Raw genomic sequence first — 16,930 nt, forward strand, 5'->3', positions numbered from 1 at the left:
GAAGTGTTTAGGGTTCAAGCAACCAGCCGTAGTGTTTAAAGAAATGTGCTTAGTTGCTTGAAGTGAAAGTGTCGCACTTCGGACTTGAATTCAGGGGTCAACAATGCGATTAACGAGCCAAGCTCAATAAAAAGACCCAATGCATCCTTTCGCTGCTGCACTTTTTCAACAGAACGAGAAGCCAATGTTTTATGAACAATGCTCTCCGTCTCCTTTAGCATTTCATCACTTTTTATCAGGATGTCAGCGACTATCGTAGCGTTCCCTTCGTTAAAAAGGAGTCGCTCAATTTCCAGCATTTTTTCTTGTAAAAAAAGCAAAAGGCTTTCATATTCAGGTAAACGCTTAAATAGCACATGAAGTTCGCCAGCCTCTAATACATGGATACGACTATAAAGTATGTCAAAACGTAATTTGGCTTCTTCAAGGCGCTCTTCAGTAAATTCATCTTCCAATAACTTCAATGTACTTTTAAGCTTCAGCGACTCTCTGTCTAGTTGATATGCCGCCCAAAGTGCATCTTCTTCGACCGCAGACATGATCACTTTTTGCCGATCAACCAACTCAAAGAAAATCATGACAGAGGCACCCATAAAAATGCATGCTGCCATTACTAATAAAAGTATAGGTGAGGTTTTGTTAACCCCAAATCTGCGGAGCACAGTAGAAATATATCGATGCATGCTGGTTTTTACTCAATACGTATGGATTTGATTTGCCAAACAGACCGATTGTGAATTACTTCATTGTTTAAACTGGGGTAATCACTAAAAGGATAAAGGAGAAACAGCGGTCCTTTATTTCTTACCGACATAGGCACACCGTTCAGATCCATAGCTAAAATAACATTGTATTCCTCACCATCTTGACTCGGAACAACCGAGCTAAAATCATTCAACGCAGTTACTGATAAGGCCCCATCCTGAGCTCCCACCGCAGCCATTAAAGAACGTAATAAAGGGCCTCGATATGAATCAACACCTTCACTCCAAGGGGTATCTGTTTTTAATTCGATTACATCTAAACTCATCAACATTTCACGATCGAACTCCGCCGTACTATCCGCAGTATTGGTGTTCTTTATACTGCCGCTGACAGTCAGAATAACTTTACCTGACGGCTTAGGTAATTCATGAGCTTGAATATTAGACAATGGAAGTGCGGTGGCTACAGAGATCAAGCCTAAGACAAAATACTGCTTCATTCAGTACACCTATATAAATGAATATTTTCCAAGGAGTATAAAGAATAAATATGAGATTTCCGTCAACGCCTTACGAAACAACACACTTTCTACACCGACAAGAACAAAAGAAAAATAATGAAACACATTTATATAAAAAAAACGCTTTGCGAAGCAGCTATCTTACGTAGCCACTCCGAAAGCGTCGTTAGACAAGCGCCCAGCTAGAAAGCGTAAGCGATGATAGAAAAAGTGATAACAATAAAGGCTATGGAACCGGCTGGCCCTTTGAAGCAATCCAAACTCTAAACCAGTCATCATCACTAAGGTGCGTTGACATAGCTTCTACCGCGACAGCTAAACGATCGATCTTACCAGACCCCATTACAGGACATATTCCTGACGGGTGCTTTAGTATCCACGCCACAACAATCTGATCTACGGTGCAGTTTTTTTCTTGAGCTAATTCATTCAACACAGCCTGTACGCGCTTAGCTTTCTCACTGGTTCCAGAAAACAACTCGCCACCAGCAAAAGGCGACCATGCCATTGGTGTTACAGCATGCTGCTGCAAGTGATCTAATGTACCATCTTCAAAATGCTGCAACGCAAGTGGTGACAATTCCACCTGATTGATGATCAAAGGCGCATCAAGGCGAGACTGCAACAAATCAAATTGACGAGTAGTAAAATTGGACACGCCAAAGTGCTTAACTTTACCGAGTGTAAATAACAAATCAAACGCCTGTGCGACCTCATCCGCATCCATCAAAGGACTCGGTCGGTGCAACAACAAAGTATCGATGTATTCACACTGCAAATTTGCCAAAGATTGATCGACACTTGCCAATATGTGTTCAGCGCGATAATCATATCGATGAACCTGAATATCAGGACGATTGTCAGACGGCAACAAAATCCCACACTTAGTGATGACTTCCATCTTATCTCGCAAAGCGGGTTTAAGCTTTAGTGCCTCGCCAAACAAAGCTTCACACTGATAACCACCATAAATATCCGCATGATCAAACGTCGTCACGCCAAGGTCTAAACATGCCTCAATAAAACCTAGTGTTTCTGAGGACGTCATATTCCACTCTTCTAGTCGCCAAAAACCTTGTGCGATACGTGACCCGTCAAAACCAAGGGGGTGATATTGGTGTCTCATGGATATTTTCCTCAACGTCATTATTTTATTTATCAGCATTCTAAAGAGACTTTGCTATAAAAAACAGCAAACTGAGTGAATCGGCACAACTGACAGGAAACATCATCGAAGGTATACTATGCAACATTCAAGACTGACCTCTGCTGAAAGAGCGACGCGACCACCTTTATTACGGACAAATTATCACGAGTTAATTGCGGGCAATATCGGACACTTATAATTTACACGCAGCGACACATCAGTAAGCACAAGAGCGAAACAATAAACACAACACTACTGTGATGGACTTAATAATGAATTCAATTACGCTAGGCCCTCTTTCCAAAGCAAATGGAGAGATTCAGATCCCAGGTTCCAAAAGCCTTTCAAACCGCATTTTATTGCTAGCAACGCTAGCAAAAGGCACCACGAAAATCACCAACCTACTAGACAGCGACGACATTCGCCGCATGCTAGAAAGCCTAACTAAATTAGGCGTCAACTATTCTCTAGAAAACAACGGCACAACCTGTGTACTAGAAGGCCTTGCTGGGCCGATTCAAGCTGATTTCGGAGACCTATTTCTGGGTAACGCCGGCACAGCTATGCGCCCTTTAGCCGCGGCACTTTGTCTAGGCAAAGGCGAGTTCTACCTACATGGTGAACCACGTATGCATGAACGCCCAATTGGTGACCTAGTTGATGCCTTAACAGCTCTCGGTGTTGATATCGCTTACGAAGGCGAGAAGAACTATCCGCCTTTACGAATTAAAGCGAACGGCCTATCTGGCGGTGAAGTTTCTATTAAAGGAAACATCTCAAGCCAATTCCTAACCGCTATTCTAATGAGCGCGCCATTGGCGAAAGGTGACTTAACCATCAAAGTAGATGGTGAACTAGTTTCCAAGCCATACATAGATATCACCCTGCATGCCATGAAGCAATTTGGTGTCGACGTTGAAAACCAAAACTACCAAGCATTTGTGGTAAAAGGTCAACAAACCTACCAAAGCCCTGGTGAAATAATGGTAGAAGGTGACGCCTCTTCTGCGTCTTACTTCCTAGCCGCAGCAGCTATTGCTGGTGGAAAAATCAAAGTTCATGGCGTTGGCACTGACAGTGTACAAGGCGATGTAAAATTTGCGGAAGTACTCGAAAAAATGGGCGCTAAGATCACTTATGGCCCAACTTGGATTGCCGCAGAACATAACGAACTTAATGGCATTGATCTAGACATGAACCACATCCCAGATGCAGCCATGACTATAGCGACTACTGCCCTTTTTGCAAAAGGTACAACGACGATTCGCAACATTTACAATTGGCGTGTAAAAGAAACAGACCGTTTGTACGCCATGGCAACGGAGTTGAAAAAGCTCGGTGCTGATGTAATTGAAGGCGAAGACTTCATTACCGTCACGCCCATTGAGAAACTACAACATGCCGCCATCGATACTTATAACGATCATCGCATCGCTATGTGTTTCTCGCTGGTTGCTTTTTCAGATACACCTGTAACTATCAACGATCCGGGCTGCACATCAAAAACCTTCCCAACCTATTTCGAACTGTTCAACACAGTTGCAAGCTAAGTTTTTAAAGGACGCAAGCCTTCTTTAAACCTACTTCTTCGAACAAAAATAGTAAAAGCCAAATCCCTATCAGAGATTTGGCTTTTTTTGAAAAAAAAGCCCCAGCATGAACGGCTGGGGCAAGGCTCTCAATACAAAGGGAAATGTATTAATGAAATATTACGATTGTGGCTGTACTGGAGTTTCCAGCTTTTCAATTTGCTGAGGCGTCAACAACTCATAAAGGCCTGCACGGTTCTTTGCATAAGCCACGGTCAGATCTTCTGTTAGCTCACCACTTTTTTCTGCAAGATCATCCACCTTATCCATGTAGCCTTTAGAGCCTGGTGATAAACTACTTATCTCCATTTGAGTCGTTTGTAACTGCTCTTGAATTTTACGAATTGCCTTACCGTCTTTTTCAAAAAGGTCAGACACTTTGGTTTGAGTTTTTTCATCCAAACCTAGCTGTTGCGCGATGCGACTTGCCAGTTGTTCATGGCTTGGTGCAGTATTGATTGGAGCGCTTTGCACCGCTTCACCTTTAGACATATCGCCCTGAGGCGTTTTAGTTTCTGCAAATGCACTGACGGCTACGCCAGTAATAATCGCGGCACTTAAACCAATCGCACCCATCATTCCTGCTTTTTTACGATTAAACATAGTTAGCTCCTTACGCTCTGTTTCCTGTTTGAATGAAATCCATTATGTCGATTTATCTGTCAAACAGTGCCAAAGAGAGTGAATCGAGATGCACAACTTGTCATGAGAACGTAAAGGAAAGTGCGCATTCACCGTTTTTTCCTAATAAGCGAGCAAACCTGAACATATTCTTAGAAGTGCGAATGATTGGCTTTACGATCATCCACATTTAAATGTAAGAAAGCGCTGGATCCCAATCTTTCCAGACCACTTCGCGCCCCTGTTGACGAATCATCTCCATGATTTCTGCAACTGGCCTTTCGTCACTGATCTCAAATTGCTCTAAGGCTTCCAGAGAATCATCCGCGTATCCACCCGGTTGGGTTTTCGACTCCGCACTCATGGTGGTAAAGCCCATACGCACCGCATGATGGCGGAATTCAGGGGACTCACGAGTAGACAAGCTCATTTCCAAATCTCGATCAAACAAGCGCCACGCAGCAATAAGCTGAACTAATTGACGATCTGAAATGACTGATTTGGGAACGATCCCACCCTCACAAGGACGAATACGCGGGAACGCCACACTAAAACGACTGCGCCAATAACGCTTTTGCAAATGCCGTAAATGATGTGCCATCATCACAGAGTCAGTACGCCAATCCTCCAAGCCAAGTAACACACCCAAGCCAATTTTATGGATACTTGCTTGCCCGATTCGATCCGGCGCGTCTAGTCGATAGTTGAAGTTGGATTTGTTGCCGCGTAAATGATGCTCAAGATAGGTTTTTCGTCGATAAGTTTCTTGATAAACCAGCACACCATCTAAGCCAATACCTTGTAGCTGTTTGTATTCGTTTGCATCTAATGGCTGAACTTCCATGGAGAGCTGACTAAAATGCGGCTTGATAAGCGGAATCATGCGCTCAAAGTAAGGCATAGAGACTTTATTGGTTTCTCCTGTCACCAGGAGAATATGATCAAAGCCTTTGCCTTTAATCGCTTCGATTTCCTTTCCTAGCTGGGTTTGATTTAAAGTGAGACGCTTAATCGCGTTGCTCATAGAAAAACCACAATAGGTACATTCGTTCGCGCAGGTGTTAGACAAATACAAAGGCGCAAACAAACTCACCGTTTTACCAAAGCGTTGCAAAGTAAGCTGCTCGCTTTTCGCCACCATTTCCAGCAAATACGGCTCTGCGGCAGGAGAAATCAAGGCTGCAAAATCATCCACATCCAACTTGCTTTTGCTCAAGGCTCGCAACACATCTTGCTCAGTTTTTTCTTGATGCGACCGTGTCACTTCCTGCCAATCGGCATTTTCAACAAACTCGCTGAATTGACCTTTCGTAGCAGGACTTTGTTCTAGCATGCGAATTTTTTGACTGGCTCCTTCTATCATGACAGAGCCCCAATGAAATCCGTCAAAGGGCTGGTGGCATTCGCTTGCAAGCGTTTTTCCCCCAAACCCGATTCATAAGCCATACGCCCTGCCTCCACAGCAAGTTTAAAGGCCTTGCCCATTTGAGCCGGTTGCTTAGCGACGGCCATGGCCGTATTTACCAATACCGCATCCGCACCAATCTCCATCGCTAAAGCAGCATCAGATGGCGCACCAATCCCTGCATCCACAATCACAGGCACCCTACTTTGCTCAATAATAATTTCCAGAAAAGGACGACTCGCCAACCCCATATTCGAGCCAATAGGCGACCCCAGCGGCATAACACATTGACAGCCCACTTCTTCCAATCGCTTACAAAGCACGGGGTCGGCATGAACATAAGGCATCACCACAAAGCCTTTTTTGATCAACTCTTCAGCGGCCAATAGGGTTTCCATACCATCTGGCATCAAATAACGCGGATCAGGATGAATCTCCAACTTCACCCAATTGGTTTCTAATGCCTCACGAGCAAGTTCAGCGGCAAATACCGCTTCTTTCGCGGTGCGCGCACCAGACGTATTAGGCAATAATTTCATCCCCTGTTGCAGCAAAGGCTGAAGAATATTGTCCGTCTGATTTTTTAAATCCATACGACGTAACGATAACGTGACTAACTCACTCTCACTAGCGTTTAAAGAATCCATCATGGCATCGGCACTGGCGTACTTGCCAGTTCCGGTAAAAAGCCGAGAATGAAATTCGTGTCCAGCAATAAATAAAGACGACATATTAGCCTCCTGCAATCGATTCAAAAATAAATACCTGACTCTGCTCATTCAGCTCCGTACTAGACCACAAGCTTTTTGGCACCACTTGCTGGTTAATCGCAATGGCAATACCCTGCTCGCTTTTGCCTAATTGAGTAAGCAAATCTTGGAGCGTCTCTCCAACAAACTCATGAGACGCATCGTTCAACATAATCTTCATTGCTCGCCTCCTTTATTTCTTTGAGTGTTCGAGTGCTGTTCAAACGACCTAATGAGTAATTGTGTCGCTGCTTCTGGATCAATCGCTTTAGTGATGGCTGTCACCAAGGCAACACTATCGACGCCCGTATGCGTAACGCTCGGCAATCGTTCGGCATTGATACCACCAATGGCCACAGTCGGAAACGCGCCTTTTAATAAAGTTGCGTAATGGACCAGTCGACTTAAGCCTTGTGGCTGAGATGGCATATCTTTGGTTTGTGTTGGAAAAATATGGCCCAAAGCAATGTAGCTTGGTTGGATAGATTGAGCTCGAGCAATTTCATAGTAGCCATGGGTACTGATGCCGAGTCGCAGCCCTGCAGCTTGGATTTTCGCTAAATCCGCCACCTCCAAATCTTCCTGACCGAGATGAATGCCATAAGCGCCAAAAGCGATGGCCTGCTGCCAATAGTCATTAATAAAGACTTGCGCGTCGTACTCTTTACCCAAGGCAATCGCCTGTTGGATTTTACTTTCTAGATCTGCGTCGTCAGGGTCTTTGATGCGCAACTGAGCGATTTTCACGCCTTGCTTTAACACTCGTTCCAACCAATCCACAGAATCAACAACGGGATACAAGCCCATTTTTTTGAGGTCCATCTTGGCAAAAGGCCGTTTTGTTGGCGCCTTTGTGCTCATGTTTGGTGAAACAATCGCTGGAAGGTTTTCAATCTGAAGAGGCCAACCAGGTCGACCCAATGAACCAATTCCTTTGCCTATTTCCACGCCTGTTTTCAAGGCACCAGTGATATAAGCTTGCGCCATAGTCATCGCATCCAAAAGATCGTAGCCATGAGCAATAAAGCTCGCTAATGCTGTCGACAAGGCGTTGCCTGTGCCACGGGTGTTTTGTACAACCAGTCTTTCGCATGCGAAACCAATGATAGAATCCCGGTTCACTAGCCAGCCTGTTGCCTTCTCTGAATCTAATTGACCTGATTTCAGCAACCAAGCACACTTGGACGACGATAAATACGCAGCCAACTGACCTTGTATATCAACCACTGACTGCTGAGCTGATAAACCTGTCAGCCGTTCAAACTCCATCAAATTGGGTGTAATGACATCCACATAAGGCAGCACTGATTCCAATAAAGACGCTGCGACTGAGTCTTGCTGCAATTGATCTCCCAACTCGCTGCTCGCCGCCATAACGGGATCAAAGACAACCAACACAGTAGGAAAGTCTGCTTTAACACGCTTCAACCAAATCGAACAGGCTTTTACTATCTCAATGGATGGTAGCAAGCTCACTTTAATAGCATCTGGCGGTACATCATCGAGCAAGGTTTGCCACTGCTCATCGAACATGGACAAAGAAACAGCCTCGACGGAGCGCACTTCTTTGGGGTTTTGCGCTGTGATGCAAGTGACGATGGTTTGCACATGGCAACCTAAATCTTGCCCTGTACCCAAATCCGCTTGAAGTCCAACGTTGGCGGACGAGTCCGACTCGCCCACGCACCAGACCACAGGAGGTTTTATAGACATATATCCTCCTTTCGCTTACAGCGATTCTTCTTTTGATTTGTTTGACGTTATTTTATCTGTGGTTAACTTATCTGTGGTTAAGTAGACATCACTACCTAGCTCACGAAAGTGCTCAGACATTTGCTGCATACCTGCGTTCGCTTCTAAAGCACTCACATCGATTGCCTGTGTGCCTTCGAACTCTTTTGCACTCTCTAACCCTTTTGCATAATCGCGAACTTCTTGGGTGATTTTCATCGAGCAAAATTTTGGCCCGCACATGGAACAGAAATGTGCCACTTTTCCGGAAGCTTGTGGCAATGTTTCATCATGGTAGGAACGGGCGGTTTCAGGGTCTAACGACAGGTTGAACTGATCTTCCCAACGAAACTCAAAACGCGCTTTCGACAAGGCATTGTCACGAATTTGCGCCCCTGGATGTCCCTTGGCCAAATCCGCTGCATGAGCGGCGATTTTATAGGTGATCAAACCTTCTTTTACGTCTTCTTTGTTTGGCAAGCCAAGGTGCTCTTTCGGCGTCACGTAGCACAGCATGGCACAGCCGTACCAACCAATTTGCGAGGCACCAATGCCAGACGTGATGTGATCGTAACCCGGAGCAATGTCTTGCGTTAATGGCCCTAAGGTGTAAAACGGTGCTTCGTGACAATGCTTCAGCTGCTCGGTCATATTCTCTTCGATAAGCTGCATTGGCACGTGCCCCGGCCCTTCGATCATCACTTGCACATCGTATTCCCAAGCGATTTTTGTCAATTCGCCCAAGGTGCGAAGTTCCGACATTTGTGCTTCGTCATTGGCATCCATGATAGACCCCGGACGCAAGCCATCACCAAGCGACAAGGCCACATCGTATTGCGCGCACAACTCACAAATCTCGCGGAAGCGCTCGTACAAGAAGCTTTCTGTGTGGTGCGCCAAACACCATTTCGCCATGATAGAACCACCGCGAGACACGATGCCCGTCAGGCGTTTCGCCGTCATGGGCACATAGCGCAGCAAAACGCCGGCGTGAATGGTAAAGTAATCCACACCCTGCTCCGCTTGCTCGATCAAGGTATCGCGAAACACATCCCAGTTCAGATTTTCGGCCACGCCATCGACTTTTTCCAAAGCTTGATAAATAGGTACGGTACCGATTGGCACGGGCGAGTTACGCAAGATCCATTCACGCGTTTCATGAATGTTTTTACCGGTCGATAGGTCCATCACGGTGTCTGCGCCCCAACGGGTCGACCACACCAGTTTTTCTACTTCTTCTTCAATGGAAGATGTCACGGCAGAGTTACCAATATTGGCATTCACCTTCACTAAGAAGTTACGACCAATGATCATGGGCTCGGATTCAGGGTGATTGATGTTGTTAGGGATAATGGCGCGACCTCTTGCCACTTCATCACGAACAAACTCTGGCGTAATGCGTGTTTGCAGGTTCGCCCCAAAGCTTTGACCTGGGTGCTGCTTCAATAACAATTCGCTTTTGATCGCATCGATATTTTGATTTTCACGTAAAGCGATGTATTCCATTTCTGGCGTAACAACACCTTGACGAGCGTAATGCATTTGCGTCACACACTTGCCTTGGCGCGCTTTGCGTACTTTAGGTAACTCTTTAAAACGCAATTCATCCAGAGCCGAGTTTTCTAAACGTGATTGCGCAAATTCTGACGACACACTGGGCAACACCTCGGAGTCATTACGCTTGTCGATCCAAGAAGCACGCATTGGCGCCAAACCACGATACACATCGATATTTTCGTGCGGATCTGCATATGGACCAGAACAATCGTAAACATAGATGGCTTCATTGGGTTCGAAAGTCAGGTTATCTGGATCAGAACCAATCGGTGTATCGGTTAAGTTGATCTTACGCATAGGAACGCGAATCGAATCGTCTGATCCGCTCAAATATATGCGCTCAGACGCTGGAAAAGGCTTGGCTTGTAATGATTCGATAAAAGACTTGGCGGCTTGGCGCGTTTCTTCTCGAGTCTGTTTGCTTGGTTTTTTTTGAGGTTCATTAGTAGTCGACATAGCACTTCCCTTATTTAAAAAATGGAGAATTGCTTGTCTGGGGTGCTGTTTTACAGGCAAACGCACTACTGGCGTTAATTTGCAAAACATGAACCCTGAATTTTATTAGGAAAGGATGCTATAGACATATGACCGCATCGATTCCATAAAAATCAGGAGTTCATTCGATGCAGAAAAGAAAAATAGAGACTTTCTTGTTTCCTACGCGGGTATTAGCCCGATCAGGTTCTGCGGATCCCGCATTTAATTATGCGATCTCAGCCAAATGGCACTCCGACAAGTAGGGCTGAGTATACCCAGTCTTATCGGAATGTAAACACCCACATTTTCAGCAAGCGTTTGGGGAACCAATCAACGAAAAACTACTCGGCTTGCATTTCCAGCGCCATTTTATAGAGGTAATTTTTCTTCTCACCCGTTAATTTAGCCGCCATGGCTGCCGCTTGCTTAACCGGTAAATCTTCTAACAAAATCGTCAGAATACGCTTCGCTTCTAATTCGGCTTCATTACCGCTTTCTTGCGTAAAACTCAGCATAACGACAAACTCACCACGCATTTGGTTGGCATCTGCATCGAACTTGGCAAGTATTTCTGAGGCCGTTCCGGATAAAAACGTTTCAAACGTTTTCGTTACTTCCCGCGCTAAAACCAGCTGAGCATCCTCACCATAGACTTTTTGTACATCCGCAATGGAGTCATAAACTCGGTGAGTAGATTCATAAAAAACCACGGTGCCAGTTTGCTTCTTCCAAGATTCAAACAAGTCACAACGACCTTTGGATTTAGCAGGAACAAAGCCAGCAAAAAAGAACTGATCGGTAGGCAAACCAGAAGCACACAATGCTGAAATCAACGCGCAAGCACCAGGGATCGGCACGACTTTATGACCTTGCTCTCGTAATGCATGCACCACGTGATAGCCAGGATCTGAAATAAGTGGCGTACCCGCATCAGAGACTAGGGCAACATTTTTGCCTTCCTCTAGTAAGCTGGCAACGTAGTTAGCTTTATCTTTTTCATTGTGATCGTGAATTGAAAATAGCTTAGCTTCAATCGCAAAATGATTGAGCAAGCGGCGAGTGTGTCGAGTGTCTTCTGCGGCTATATAGTCTACATCGCGTAAAGTTTGCTCTGCTCTCTTACTGAAATCATCTAGATTGCCAATTGGAGTGGCAACTATGTACAGCGACCCTCTCGCATCATCAGAACTATGTGGTACCATGTTGCCTCTTTTATTTGTCATTTTATAAGCTTATGAGCCTAATTAATTACCGCATCATATCATTAACTCTTTGCAGTGTGCTGCTAAGCGCCTGTAATTCCATGAATTTAAACATGGAACAACAAACTGCAGCTCAGAAAGCAAACGCAGGGCAAGAGAACAGCTTGCCAGCAAGCATATACCATCCAAGAAAAACGTCTGATGTTTCAGAGTCACTGGCTAAAAGCTTCTCCTCTGCAAGAATGTTTTACGAACAAGGTGAATACCAGCAGGCGTTAGATCTACTTGAAAACGACGTACTGACCACGACCTCATCGCTTCGCTTTGCTGGATATTTATTAGCAGCACAAGCCGCCTCTCAACTAGATAACTCAACGGCTGCCATGAATTATTTAGTCCAAGCAGATGCCTTGGCCGCTGCTCGTCACCCTGACAATCAAAACACGCTAAAAGAAACCAAAGCCAGTATCTTAGAATACTTCGGTAACTGGTTAGATGTGGTCAATCTGCGTATGGACTTGACTTTCAACCTGCCACTGAATGAAGGCGAAGACAATCAAGCTAAATTATGGTTAGCAATTCAAAACCTGACCAAGAATGAAGTTGACGAACTGTACCAGCAGCAAACGCCTCTTTTGAATGGATGGCTAACCATCAGTGGAATTTTACGCAATCAGTCACTTTCAATCGAACAACAGCTAAAAGTATTCGACAACTGGAAAGCAGAAAATCCAAACCACCCAGCTGCACTATCACCACCACAAGACTTTCTGATAATGGCATCTGTTGGCCAAATGGCGCCTGAAAAAATTGTGTTATTACTCCCTATGAGCGGACCATTAGAGCGTGCTTCCCAAGCCATTGTGGATGGCTTTTTTGTCAGCTATTACAATCAAAAAGAAGCAAAGCCAAAAGTTGTCATTATCAATGTAGAGGACTACTCCAATATATCTGATGCTTTGGATGCCGCGAACGAGATACAGCCAGATGTTATCATCGGCCCTCTTCAAAAAAATAATGTGGCGCAGATTAGTCGCTTAAATTTGCCTATCCCCGTGATTGCACTCAATCAGCTAGATATTAATCGGCACCCTAAGAACTTGTTCCACTTCTCTCTCAGCCCTGAAGATGAAATTCACGAAATCATCGCCTTTGCCAAAAAAGAAAGCGCTAATAAAGCTGCTATTTTAAGCATTCAAGACACATGGGCACTAAAGCAAGGGGATGATTTTCGAGCCGCTGCAGAAAAAGAAAATGTGGACCTAATTTCAAACCAAACCTACGCTAACACGCCGAAAGGCAGACAAGAGGCAATACAGAAATTACTCTTGATCGATGAGAGTTTTGCCCGCCGAAGACTGATTGAGAGGTGGACTGGAACCAATGTAGATAGTATCGCAAGGTCTCGAGAAGATCTTGATTACGTTTACTATGTAGGCAAGTTAAATGATGCTAAGCAAATTAGGCCTTTATTAGATTTCTACTTTGCCGAAAAAATCCCTATGTTGGCCAGCAGTACTCTTAATGATAGCGCTCCTGAAAAATCAACCAAGCCTGAAGACATTGAGCGCATACTCTTTACAGAGCTCCCTGCACTCACCCCTAAAAATACGGCATTGAGTGCATTACCGAAAAATCAAAGTTCAAACATTTTACGACGCCTACAAGCATTGGGAGCAGATTCGTACCTATTAGCCAACAAGTACAAGCTGTTCGCCTTACTCCCAAGCACCAAAGTTTCTGCAAATACTGGCATTATAACGATCGATGAAAATGGTATTTTTCATAAAAGACCTGAAATCATGACCTACCGAAAAGGAAATTTGGTATATGCAAACAGTCAGCAGTTTTTTGAACAGAAGGAAAGCCTCGAAAAATAATGGCAAAAAAGCAGAGCAACTTGCTGAGGCCTTTTTAAAAAAAGAAGGACTTCGCTTTGTTGAAAGAAATTTTTTCTGCCGTATGGGTGAAATAGATTTAATATTTTTAGACAATGACACTTATATCTTCATAGAAGTGCGCTATAGGGCAAAGCTATTACACGGTAGCGCAGCCGAGAGCTTAAGCGCTTCTAAATTACAAAAAGTCCGCAACAGCGCGGCACTATGGTTACAAAAAAACCGTAAAGAACATCACGCAAGTCGTTTTGATGCAATCTTATTTGACGCAGAAATAGACCGACAACACTTAACTTGGCTGAAAGCAGTATTTTAATAACTATGGATTTTCAAGAAGCAATCTATACACAATTTGCCCAGAGTTTTGAAGCACAACAACAGGCGCTGGAAAGTTTACCCCCTTACATTGAACACGCTGCTAAAGTCATTTTTTCAAGCATTGCCTCCGGCGGTAAAGTGATTTGTGTTGGTAATGGTACGGGATCCCACCTATCGCAATACTTCAGCACCCTGATGCTAGATCGAATGGATAGAGAACGCCCCGGCTTACCTGCCATTTGCCTAAGCGGTGAAGGTGCTGCTTTATTAGCTATAACCCATAACGACAGTTACCACGACGTCTTCTCAAAGCAAATTACTGCATTGGGCAATCCTGGGGACATACTGTTCGTTGTAGCCAACCGTGGCAACACATCCCCTATCATACAAGCCATTCAAGCAGCGCATGAGCGCAAAATGGGGATAGTCGCCCTTACCAGCCCAGAAGCCAAAAACGTTTCATCACTTACGTCACAAGACGATACAGAAATAAAAATAAATCTGCTTGGCACTGCAAGAGTACACGAGTGCCAACTGAGTGTTATCCATATATTAATAGATTTACTTGAACGACAACTTTTTGGCTATGAAGATTAAGAGAATCGAATAAACCTAAATTCAAGACAAAAAAAGAGCCGCTGTTTGCGGCTCTTTTTTTGTCGATAATGTAACACCAATGAAATCTTTTATTTCACTACTTTCAACTGAAAACCCTTTTTAGGCTCCGGTGACGTCGGCGGAGTTGGTTTATCAAGAAACTCTTCATCCGGAAACACAAAACCGTCACCATTTTCTTTTGCATACAAAGCCAGAGCCGCCGACATAGGAACGTAAACCTGCATAGGCTTACCGCTAAACCTTGCCTCAAAAGAAACAGCGTCTTTATCCATTTTTAAGTGCCGCACAGCAGTCATACTAATGTTAAGAACAATTTGTCCATCTTTAACAAACTCTGTAGGAATAACAACGTCTTTTTGCTCAGCATCGACCAAAAGATAAGGTGTCATGTCATTATCAGCAACCCAAGAATACGCTGCATTCAATAAATAAGATCGTTTAGGTAACATTTTCACTCCTACTACATATAAATCTTTGTAAAAAAAAGGAGCTATAAGAGCTCCTCTTTTGTTACTAAACAAAGCTTGAGAAGGCTCTCAGCTTAGTCTAAACGCATTTCCTGTTCAGCTTCAGATAAGCTTTCTTGGAAAGATTCACGAGCAAATACAAGGTCCATATATTTATACAGAGCTCTTGCTTGCTCTTTAGGAATCTCTACGCCCAATGCCGGTAAACGCCATAAAATAGGAGCCAAACAGCAATCAACGATGGTGAACTCATCGCTCATGAAATAAGGCTTCTCTTCAAAGATTGGCGCTACATTTAATAGACCTTCACGCAATTCTTTTTGTGCCTGAGCAACCGCGTCTTTGTCTTTACTAGTCAAAATCAAATCAACTAACTTTGCCCAGTCACGCTGAATACGATACATAAACAAGCGACTTTCAGCGCGTGCTACAGGGTAAACAGGTAGTAATGGTGGATGCGGAAAACGCTCATCCAAATATTCCATCATTACATTTGGTTCGTATAGAACCAAATCACGATCAACCAATGCTGGAAGTTCATTGTATGGATTAACATCAGCCAGTTCGTCTGGCTTGTTAAATGGGTCTACATCTATGATGTCCACTGTGACGGCTTTTTCAGCCAATACAATACGAACTCTATGGCTGTAATGATCCTCTCCATCTGAGAAGAACGTCATTGAGGAGCGCTTTGCAATAACACCCATGTCTAACCCCTATATTGAAAACATCAACGCCCTCTTCGAAGAAAAGGACAAACTATAGTATGGAGACGAAGTAACAAACACATTACACAACTTCGTCACACTAAAAATATTATTTCTACGGTTTAATAACCACGCAGCTTCAGAAAACAAGAGATTTGCAACACCAAGAAAACCTTTTGTTTTATAGAGCCGCTATTCTAACATTTTTTGAAACAATTTTTCTTAGAAAAATCATCACGCTGAACGATAGTAACACTGTATTTATTTCAAACAAAAAAAACGCTTGGCGAATACACCAAGCGTTTTGATAATAATTCCAAAGCGAAAATTAACGCTTAGAGAACTGAGGACGACGACGTGCTTTGCGTAGACCAACTTTCTTACGTTCAACTTCACGAGAGTCGCGTGTAACGAATCCTGCAGAACGTAGAGTACGACGTAGAGTCTCATCGTATTGCATCAATGCGCGTGTGATACCGTGACGGATCGCACCAGCTTGACCAGAGATACCACCACCTTTAACAGTGATGTAAACGTCAAATTTTTCAGTAGCATCAACAAGTTCAAGAGGCTGACGAACAACCATCTGAGCTGTTTCACGACCGAAGTACTGAGAAAGAGTACGGTTATTGATAACTAAGTTACCAGTACCCGCTTTAAGGAAAACACGAGCGGTAGACGTTTTACGACGACCTGTACCGTAGTATTGAGTAGCTGACATAATGATCTTCCGTATTAAATGTTAAGGGCTTGAGGCTGTTGAGCAGCATGTGGATGCTCAGTACCAGCGTACACTTTCATTTTCTTGTGCATTGCACGGCCCAAAGGACCTTTTGGCAACATACCTTTTACGGCGATTTCAAGAACGCGCTCTGGAGCGTGATCAATCAACTTCTCGAAATTCATAGAACGCAAGCCGCCTGGATAACCAGTATGGCGGTAGTATTGTTTAGCAGCTGCTTTGTTACCTGTAACGTGAACTTTCTCAGCATTGATAACAACGATGTAATCACCAGTGTCAACATGAGGAGTATATTCCGCTTTATGCTTACCGCGAAGACGGCGAGCAATTTCAGTAGCCAAGCGACCTAGAGTTTTGCCTTCAGCATCAACCACGAACCAGTCGCGGCGCACTTCAGCAGGTTTAGCTGTAAAAGTTTTCATGAAAAAACCCTATCAATATGCGTGTTCAATGACACGCTATACCTATTATTATTGG

The 16,930-nt window shown here is 44.1% G+C and carries 18 protein-coding genes and 1 riboswitch; of the genes, 4 read left to right on the plus strand and 14 right to left on the minus strand.

Annotation, left to right across the window (positions count from 1 at the left end):
* Positions 1-35: 35 nt before the first annotated feature.
* The 3 genes from DFP77_RS14115 to DFP77_RS14125 form a co-directional block, all read right to left on the minus strand.
* Positions 36-578 (minus strand): hypothetical protein, encoded by a 543-nt coding sequence (locus DFP77_RS14115; RefSeq protein WP_147270562.1) that lies wholly within the window; start codon positions 576-578, stop codon positions 36-38.
* A gap of 113 nt (positions 579-691) precedes the next feature.
* Entirely contained in the window at positions 692-1,204 is a 513-nt protein-coding gene (locus DFP77_RS14120; protein WP_114412851.1) for a putative pterin-binding protein, read from the minus strand.
* 247 nt (positions 1,205-1,451) lie between these two features.
* Complete coding sequence (locus DFP77_RS14125) at positions 1,452-2,351, minus strand: aldo/keto reductase (RefSeq protein ID WP_114412853.1); 900 nt, start codon at positions 2,349-2,351, stop codon at positions 1,452-1,454.
* 293 nt (positions 2,352-2,644) lie between these two features.
* Between DFP77_RS14125 and aroA the strand changes: the two genes are divergently transcribed.
* Complete coding sequence (gene aroA, locus DFP77_RS14130; protein WP_114412854.1) at positions 2,645-3,922, plus strand: 3-phosphoshikimate 1-carboxyvinyltransferase; 1,278 nt, start codon at positions 2,645-2,647, stop codon at positions 3,920-3,922.
* A gap of 159 nt (positions 3,923-4,081) precedes the next feature.
* Here the strand turns inward: aroA and DFP77_RS14135 are convergent, their stop codons facing one another.
* The 7 genes from DFP77_RS14135 to rsmI all read right to left on the minus strand — a co-directional run bounded on the left by DFP77_RS14135 (position 4,082) and on the right by rsmI (position 11,703).
* Positions 4,082-4,564, minus strand: coding sequence for a Spy/CpxP family protein refolding chaperone (locus DFP77_RS14135; RefSeq protein WP_114412856.1), 483 nt, complete (start codon positions 4,562-4,564; stop codon positions 4,082-4,084).
* 208 nt (positions 4,565-4,772) lie between these two features.
* Positions 4,773-5,945, minus strand: a complete 1,173-nt coding sequence (gene thiH, locus DFP77_RS14140; RefSeq protein ID WP_114412858.1) for a 2-iminoacetate synthase ThiH — start codon at positions 5,943-5,945, stop codon at positions 4,773-4,775.
* Positions 5,942-6,718 (minus strand): thiazole synthase, encoded by a 777-nt coding sequence (locus DFP77_RS14145; RefSeq protein ID WP_114412859.1) that lies wholly within the window; start codon positions 6,716-6,718, stop codon positions 5,942-5,944. Before DFP77_RS14145 ends, thiH begins: the two co-directional genes overlap by 4 nt.
* 1 nt (position 6,719) lies before the next feature.
* On the minus strand, positions 6,720-6,917 hold the full coding sequence (thiS, locus tag DFP77_RS14150; protein WP_114412860.1) for a sulfur carrier protein ThiS: 198 nt from the start codon (positions 6,915-6,917) through the stop codon (positions 6,720-6,722).
* Positions 6,914-8,449: a thiamine phosphate synthase gene (thiE, locus tag DFP77_RS14155; protein WP_114412861.1), complete on the minus strand. Its 1,536-nt coding sequence runs from the start codon at positions 8,447-8,449 to the stop codon at positions 6,914-6,916. Before thiE ends, thiS begins: the two co-directional genes overlap by 4 nt.
* Positions 8,450-8,464: 15 nt before the next feature.
* Entirely contained in the window at positions 8,465-10,480 is a 2,016-nt protein-coding gene (thiC, locus tag DFP77_RS14160; RefSeq protein WP_114412862.1) for a phosphomethylpyrimidine synthase ThiC, read from the minus strand.
* 181 nt (positions 10,481-10,661) lie between these two features.
* Positions 10,662-10,766, minus strand: a riboswitch (TPP riboswitch).
* Between the two features lie 76 nt (positions 10,767-10,842).
* Complete coding sequence (gene rsmI / locus DFP77_RS14165) at positions 10,843-11,703, minus strand: 16S rRNA (cytidine(1402)-2'-O)-methyltransferase (RefSeq protein WP_114412864.1); 861 nt, start codon at positions 11,701-11,703, stop codon at positions 10,843-10,845.
* Positions 11,704-11,816: 113 nt separating this feature from the next.
* Between rsmI and DFP77_RS14170 the strand changes: the two genes are divergently transcribed.
* From DFP77_RS14170 to DFP77_RS14180, 3 genes are read left to right on the plus strand one after another with little or no spacing between them, the layout of a single operon-like run.
* The gene (locus tag DFP77_RS14170; protein WP_258861171.1) at positions 11,817-13,583 is read left to right on the plus strand and encodes a penicillin-binding protein activator; all 1,767 of its coding nucleotides are present in this window, start codon (positions 11,817-11,819) and stop codon (positions 13,581-13,583) included.
* Positions 13,534-13,917 (plus strand): YraN family protein, encoded by a 384-nt coding sequence (locus tag DFP77_RS14175; RefSeq protein ID WP_114412866.1) that lies wholly within the window; start codon positions 13,534-13,536, stop codon positions 13,915-13,917. Before DFP77_RS14170 ends, DFP77_RS14175 begins: the two co-directional genes overlap by 50 nt.
* 5 nt (positions 13,918-13,922) lie before the next feature.
* On the plus strand, positions 13,923-14,516 hold the full coding sequence (locus DFP77_RS14180) for an SIS domain-containing protein (RefSeq protein WP_114412868.1): 594 nt from the start codon (positions 13,923-13,925) through the stop codon (positions 14,514-14,516).
* Between the two features lie 89 nt (positions 14,517-14,605).
* On the opposite strand, the gene DFP77_RS14185 is transcribed toward DFP77_RS14180, so the two are convergent.
* From DFP77_RS14185 to rplM, 4 genes are all read right to left on the minus strand, one after another.
* Positions 14,606-14,986: a ClpXP protease specificity-enhancing factor gene (locus tag DFP77_RS14185; RefSeq protein ID WP_114412869.1), complete on the minus strand. Its 381-nt coding sequence runs from the start codon at positions 14,984-14,986 to the stop codon at positions 14,606-14,608.
* Between the two features lie 92 nt (positions 14,987-15,078).
* On the minus strand, positions 15,079-15,711 hold the full coding sequence (locus DFP77_RS14190) for a glutathione S-transferase N-terminal domain-containing protein (RefSeq protein ID WP_114412870.1): 633 nt from the start codon (positions 15,709-15,711) through the stop codon (positions 15,079-15,081).
* Between the two features lie 328 nt (positions 15,712-16,039).
* Positions 16,040-16,432: a 30S ribosomal protein S9 gene (gene rpsI / locus DFP77_RS14195; protein WP_114412871.1), complete on the minus strand. Its 393-nt coding sequence runs from the start codon at positions 16,430-16,432 to the stop codon at positions 16,040-16,042.
* A 14-nt stretch (positions 16,433-16,446) separates the two neighbouring features.
* On the minus strand, positions 16,447-16,875 hold the full coding sequence (gene rplM, locus DFP77_RS14200) for a 50S ribosomal protein L13 (RefSeq protein WP_113917669.1): 429 nt from the start codon (positions 16,873-16,875) through the stop codon (positions 16,447-16,449).
* Positions 16,876-16,930: the final 55 nt, after the last annotated feature.

It is taken from the genome of Marinomonas foliarum (assembly GCF_003337275.1).
In the GTDB taxonomy this organism is placed as follows: Bacteria; Pseudomonadota; Gammaproteobacteria; order Pseudomonadales; family Marinomonadaceae; genus Marinomonas; species Marinomonas foliarum.

Excerpts from the sequence above, each read along its gene's own strand:
- DFP77_RS14115 (WP_147270562.1), bottom strand. The coding sequence starts at position 578 with ATGATTTTCTTTGAGTTGGTTGATCGGCAAAAAGTGATCATGTCTGCG.
- DFP77_RS14120 (WP_114412851.1), bottom strand. The coding sequence starts at position 1,204 with ATGAAGCAGTATTTTGTCTTAGGCTTGATCTCTGTAGCCACCGCACTT.
- DFP77_RS14125 (WP_114412853.1), bottom strand. The coding sequence starts at position 2,351 with ATGAGACACCAATATCACCCCCTTGGTTTTGACGGGTCACGTATCGCA.
- aroA (WP_114412854.1), top strand. The coding sequence starts at position 2,645 with ATGAATTCAATTACGCTAGGCCCTCTTTCCAAAGCAAATGGAGAGATT.
- DFP77_RS14135 (WP_114412856.1), bottom strand. The coding sequence starts at position 4,564 with ATGTTTAATCGTAAAAAAGCAGGAATGATGGGTGCGATTGGTTTAAGT.
- thiH (WP_114412858.1), bottom strand. The coding sequence starts at position 5,945 with ATGATAGAAGGAGCCAGTCAAAAAATTCGCATGCTAGAACAAAGTCCT.
- DFP77_RS14145 (WP_114412859.1), bottom strand. The coding sequence starts at position 6,718 with ATGTCGTCTTTATTTATTGCTGGACACGAATTTCATTCTCGGCTTTTT.
- thiS (WP_114412860.1), bottom strand. The coding sequence starts at position 6,917 with ATGAAGATTATGTTGAACGATGCGTCTCATGAGTTTGTTGGAGAGACG.
- thiE (WP_114412861.1), bottom strand. The coding sequence starts at position 8,449 with ATGTCTATAAAACCTCCTGTGGTCTGGTGCGTGGGCGAGTCGGACTCG.
- thiC (WP_114412862.1), bottom strand. The coding sequence starts at position 10,480 with ATGTCGACTACTAATGAACCTCAAAAAAAACCAAGCAAACAGACTCGA.
- rsmI (WP_114412864.1), bottom strand. The coding sequence starts at position 11,703 with ATGGTACCACATAGTTCTGATGATGCGAGAGGGTCGCTGTACATAGTT.
- DFP77_RS14170 (WP_258861171.1), top strand. The coding sequence starts at position 11,817 with ATGGAACAACAAACTGCAGCTCAGAAAGCAAACGCAGGGCAAGAGAAC.
- DFP77_RS14175 (WP_114412866.1), top strand. The coding sequence starts at position 13,534 with ATGCAAACAGTCAGCAGTTTTTTGAACAGAAGGAAAGCCTCGAAAAAT.
- DFP77_RS14180 (WP_114412868.1), top strand. The coding sequence starts at position 13,923 with ATGGATTTTCAAGAAGCAATCTATACACAATTTGCCCAGAGTTTTGAA.
- DFP77_RS14185 (WP_114412869.1), bottom strand. The coding sequence starts at position 14,986 with ATGTTACCTAAACGATCTTATTTATTGAATGCAGCGTATTCTTGGGTT.
- DFP77_RS14190 (WP_114412870.1), bottom strand. The coding sequence starts at position 15,711 with ATGGGTGTTATTGCAAAGCGCTCCTCAATGACGTTCTTCTCAGATGGA.
- rpsI (WP_114412871.1), bottom strand. The coding sequence starts at position 16,432 with ATGTCAGCTACTCAATACTACGGTACAGGTCGTCGTAAAACGTCTACC.
- rplM (WP_113917669.1), bottom strand. The coding sequence starts at position 16,875 with ATGAAAACTTTTACAGCTAAACCTGCTGAAGTGCGCCGCGACTGGTTC.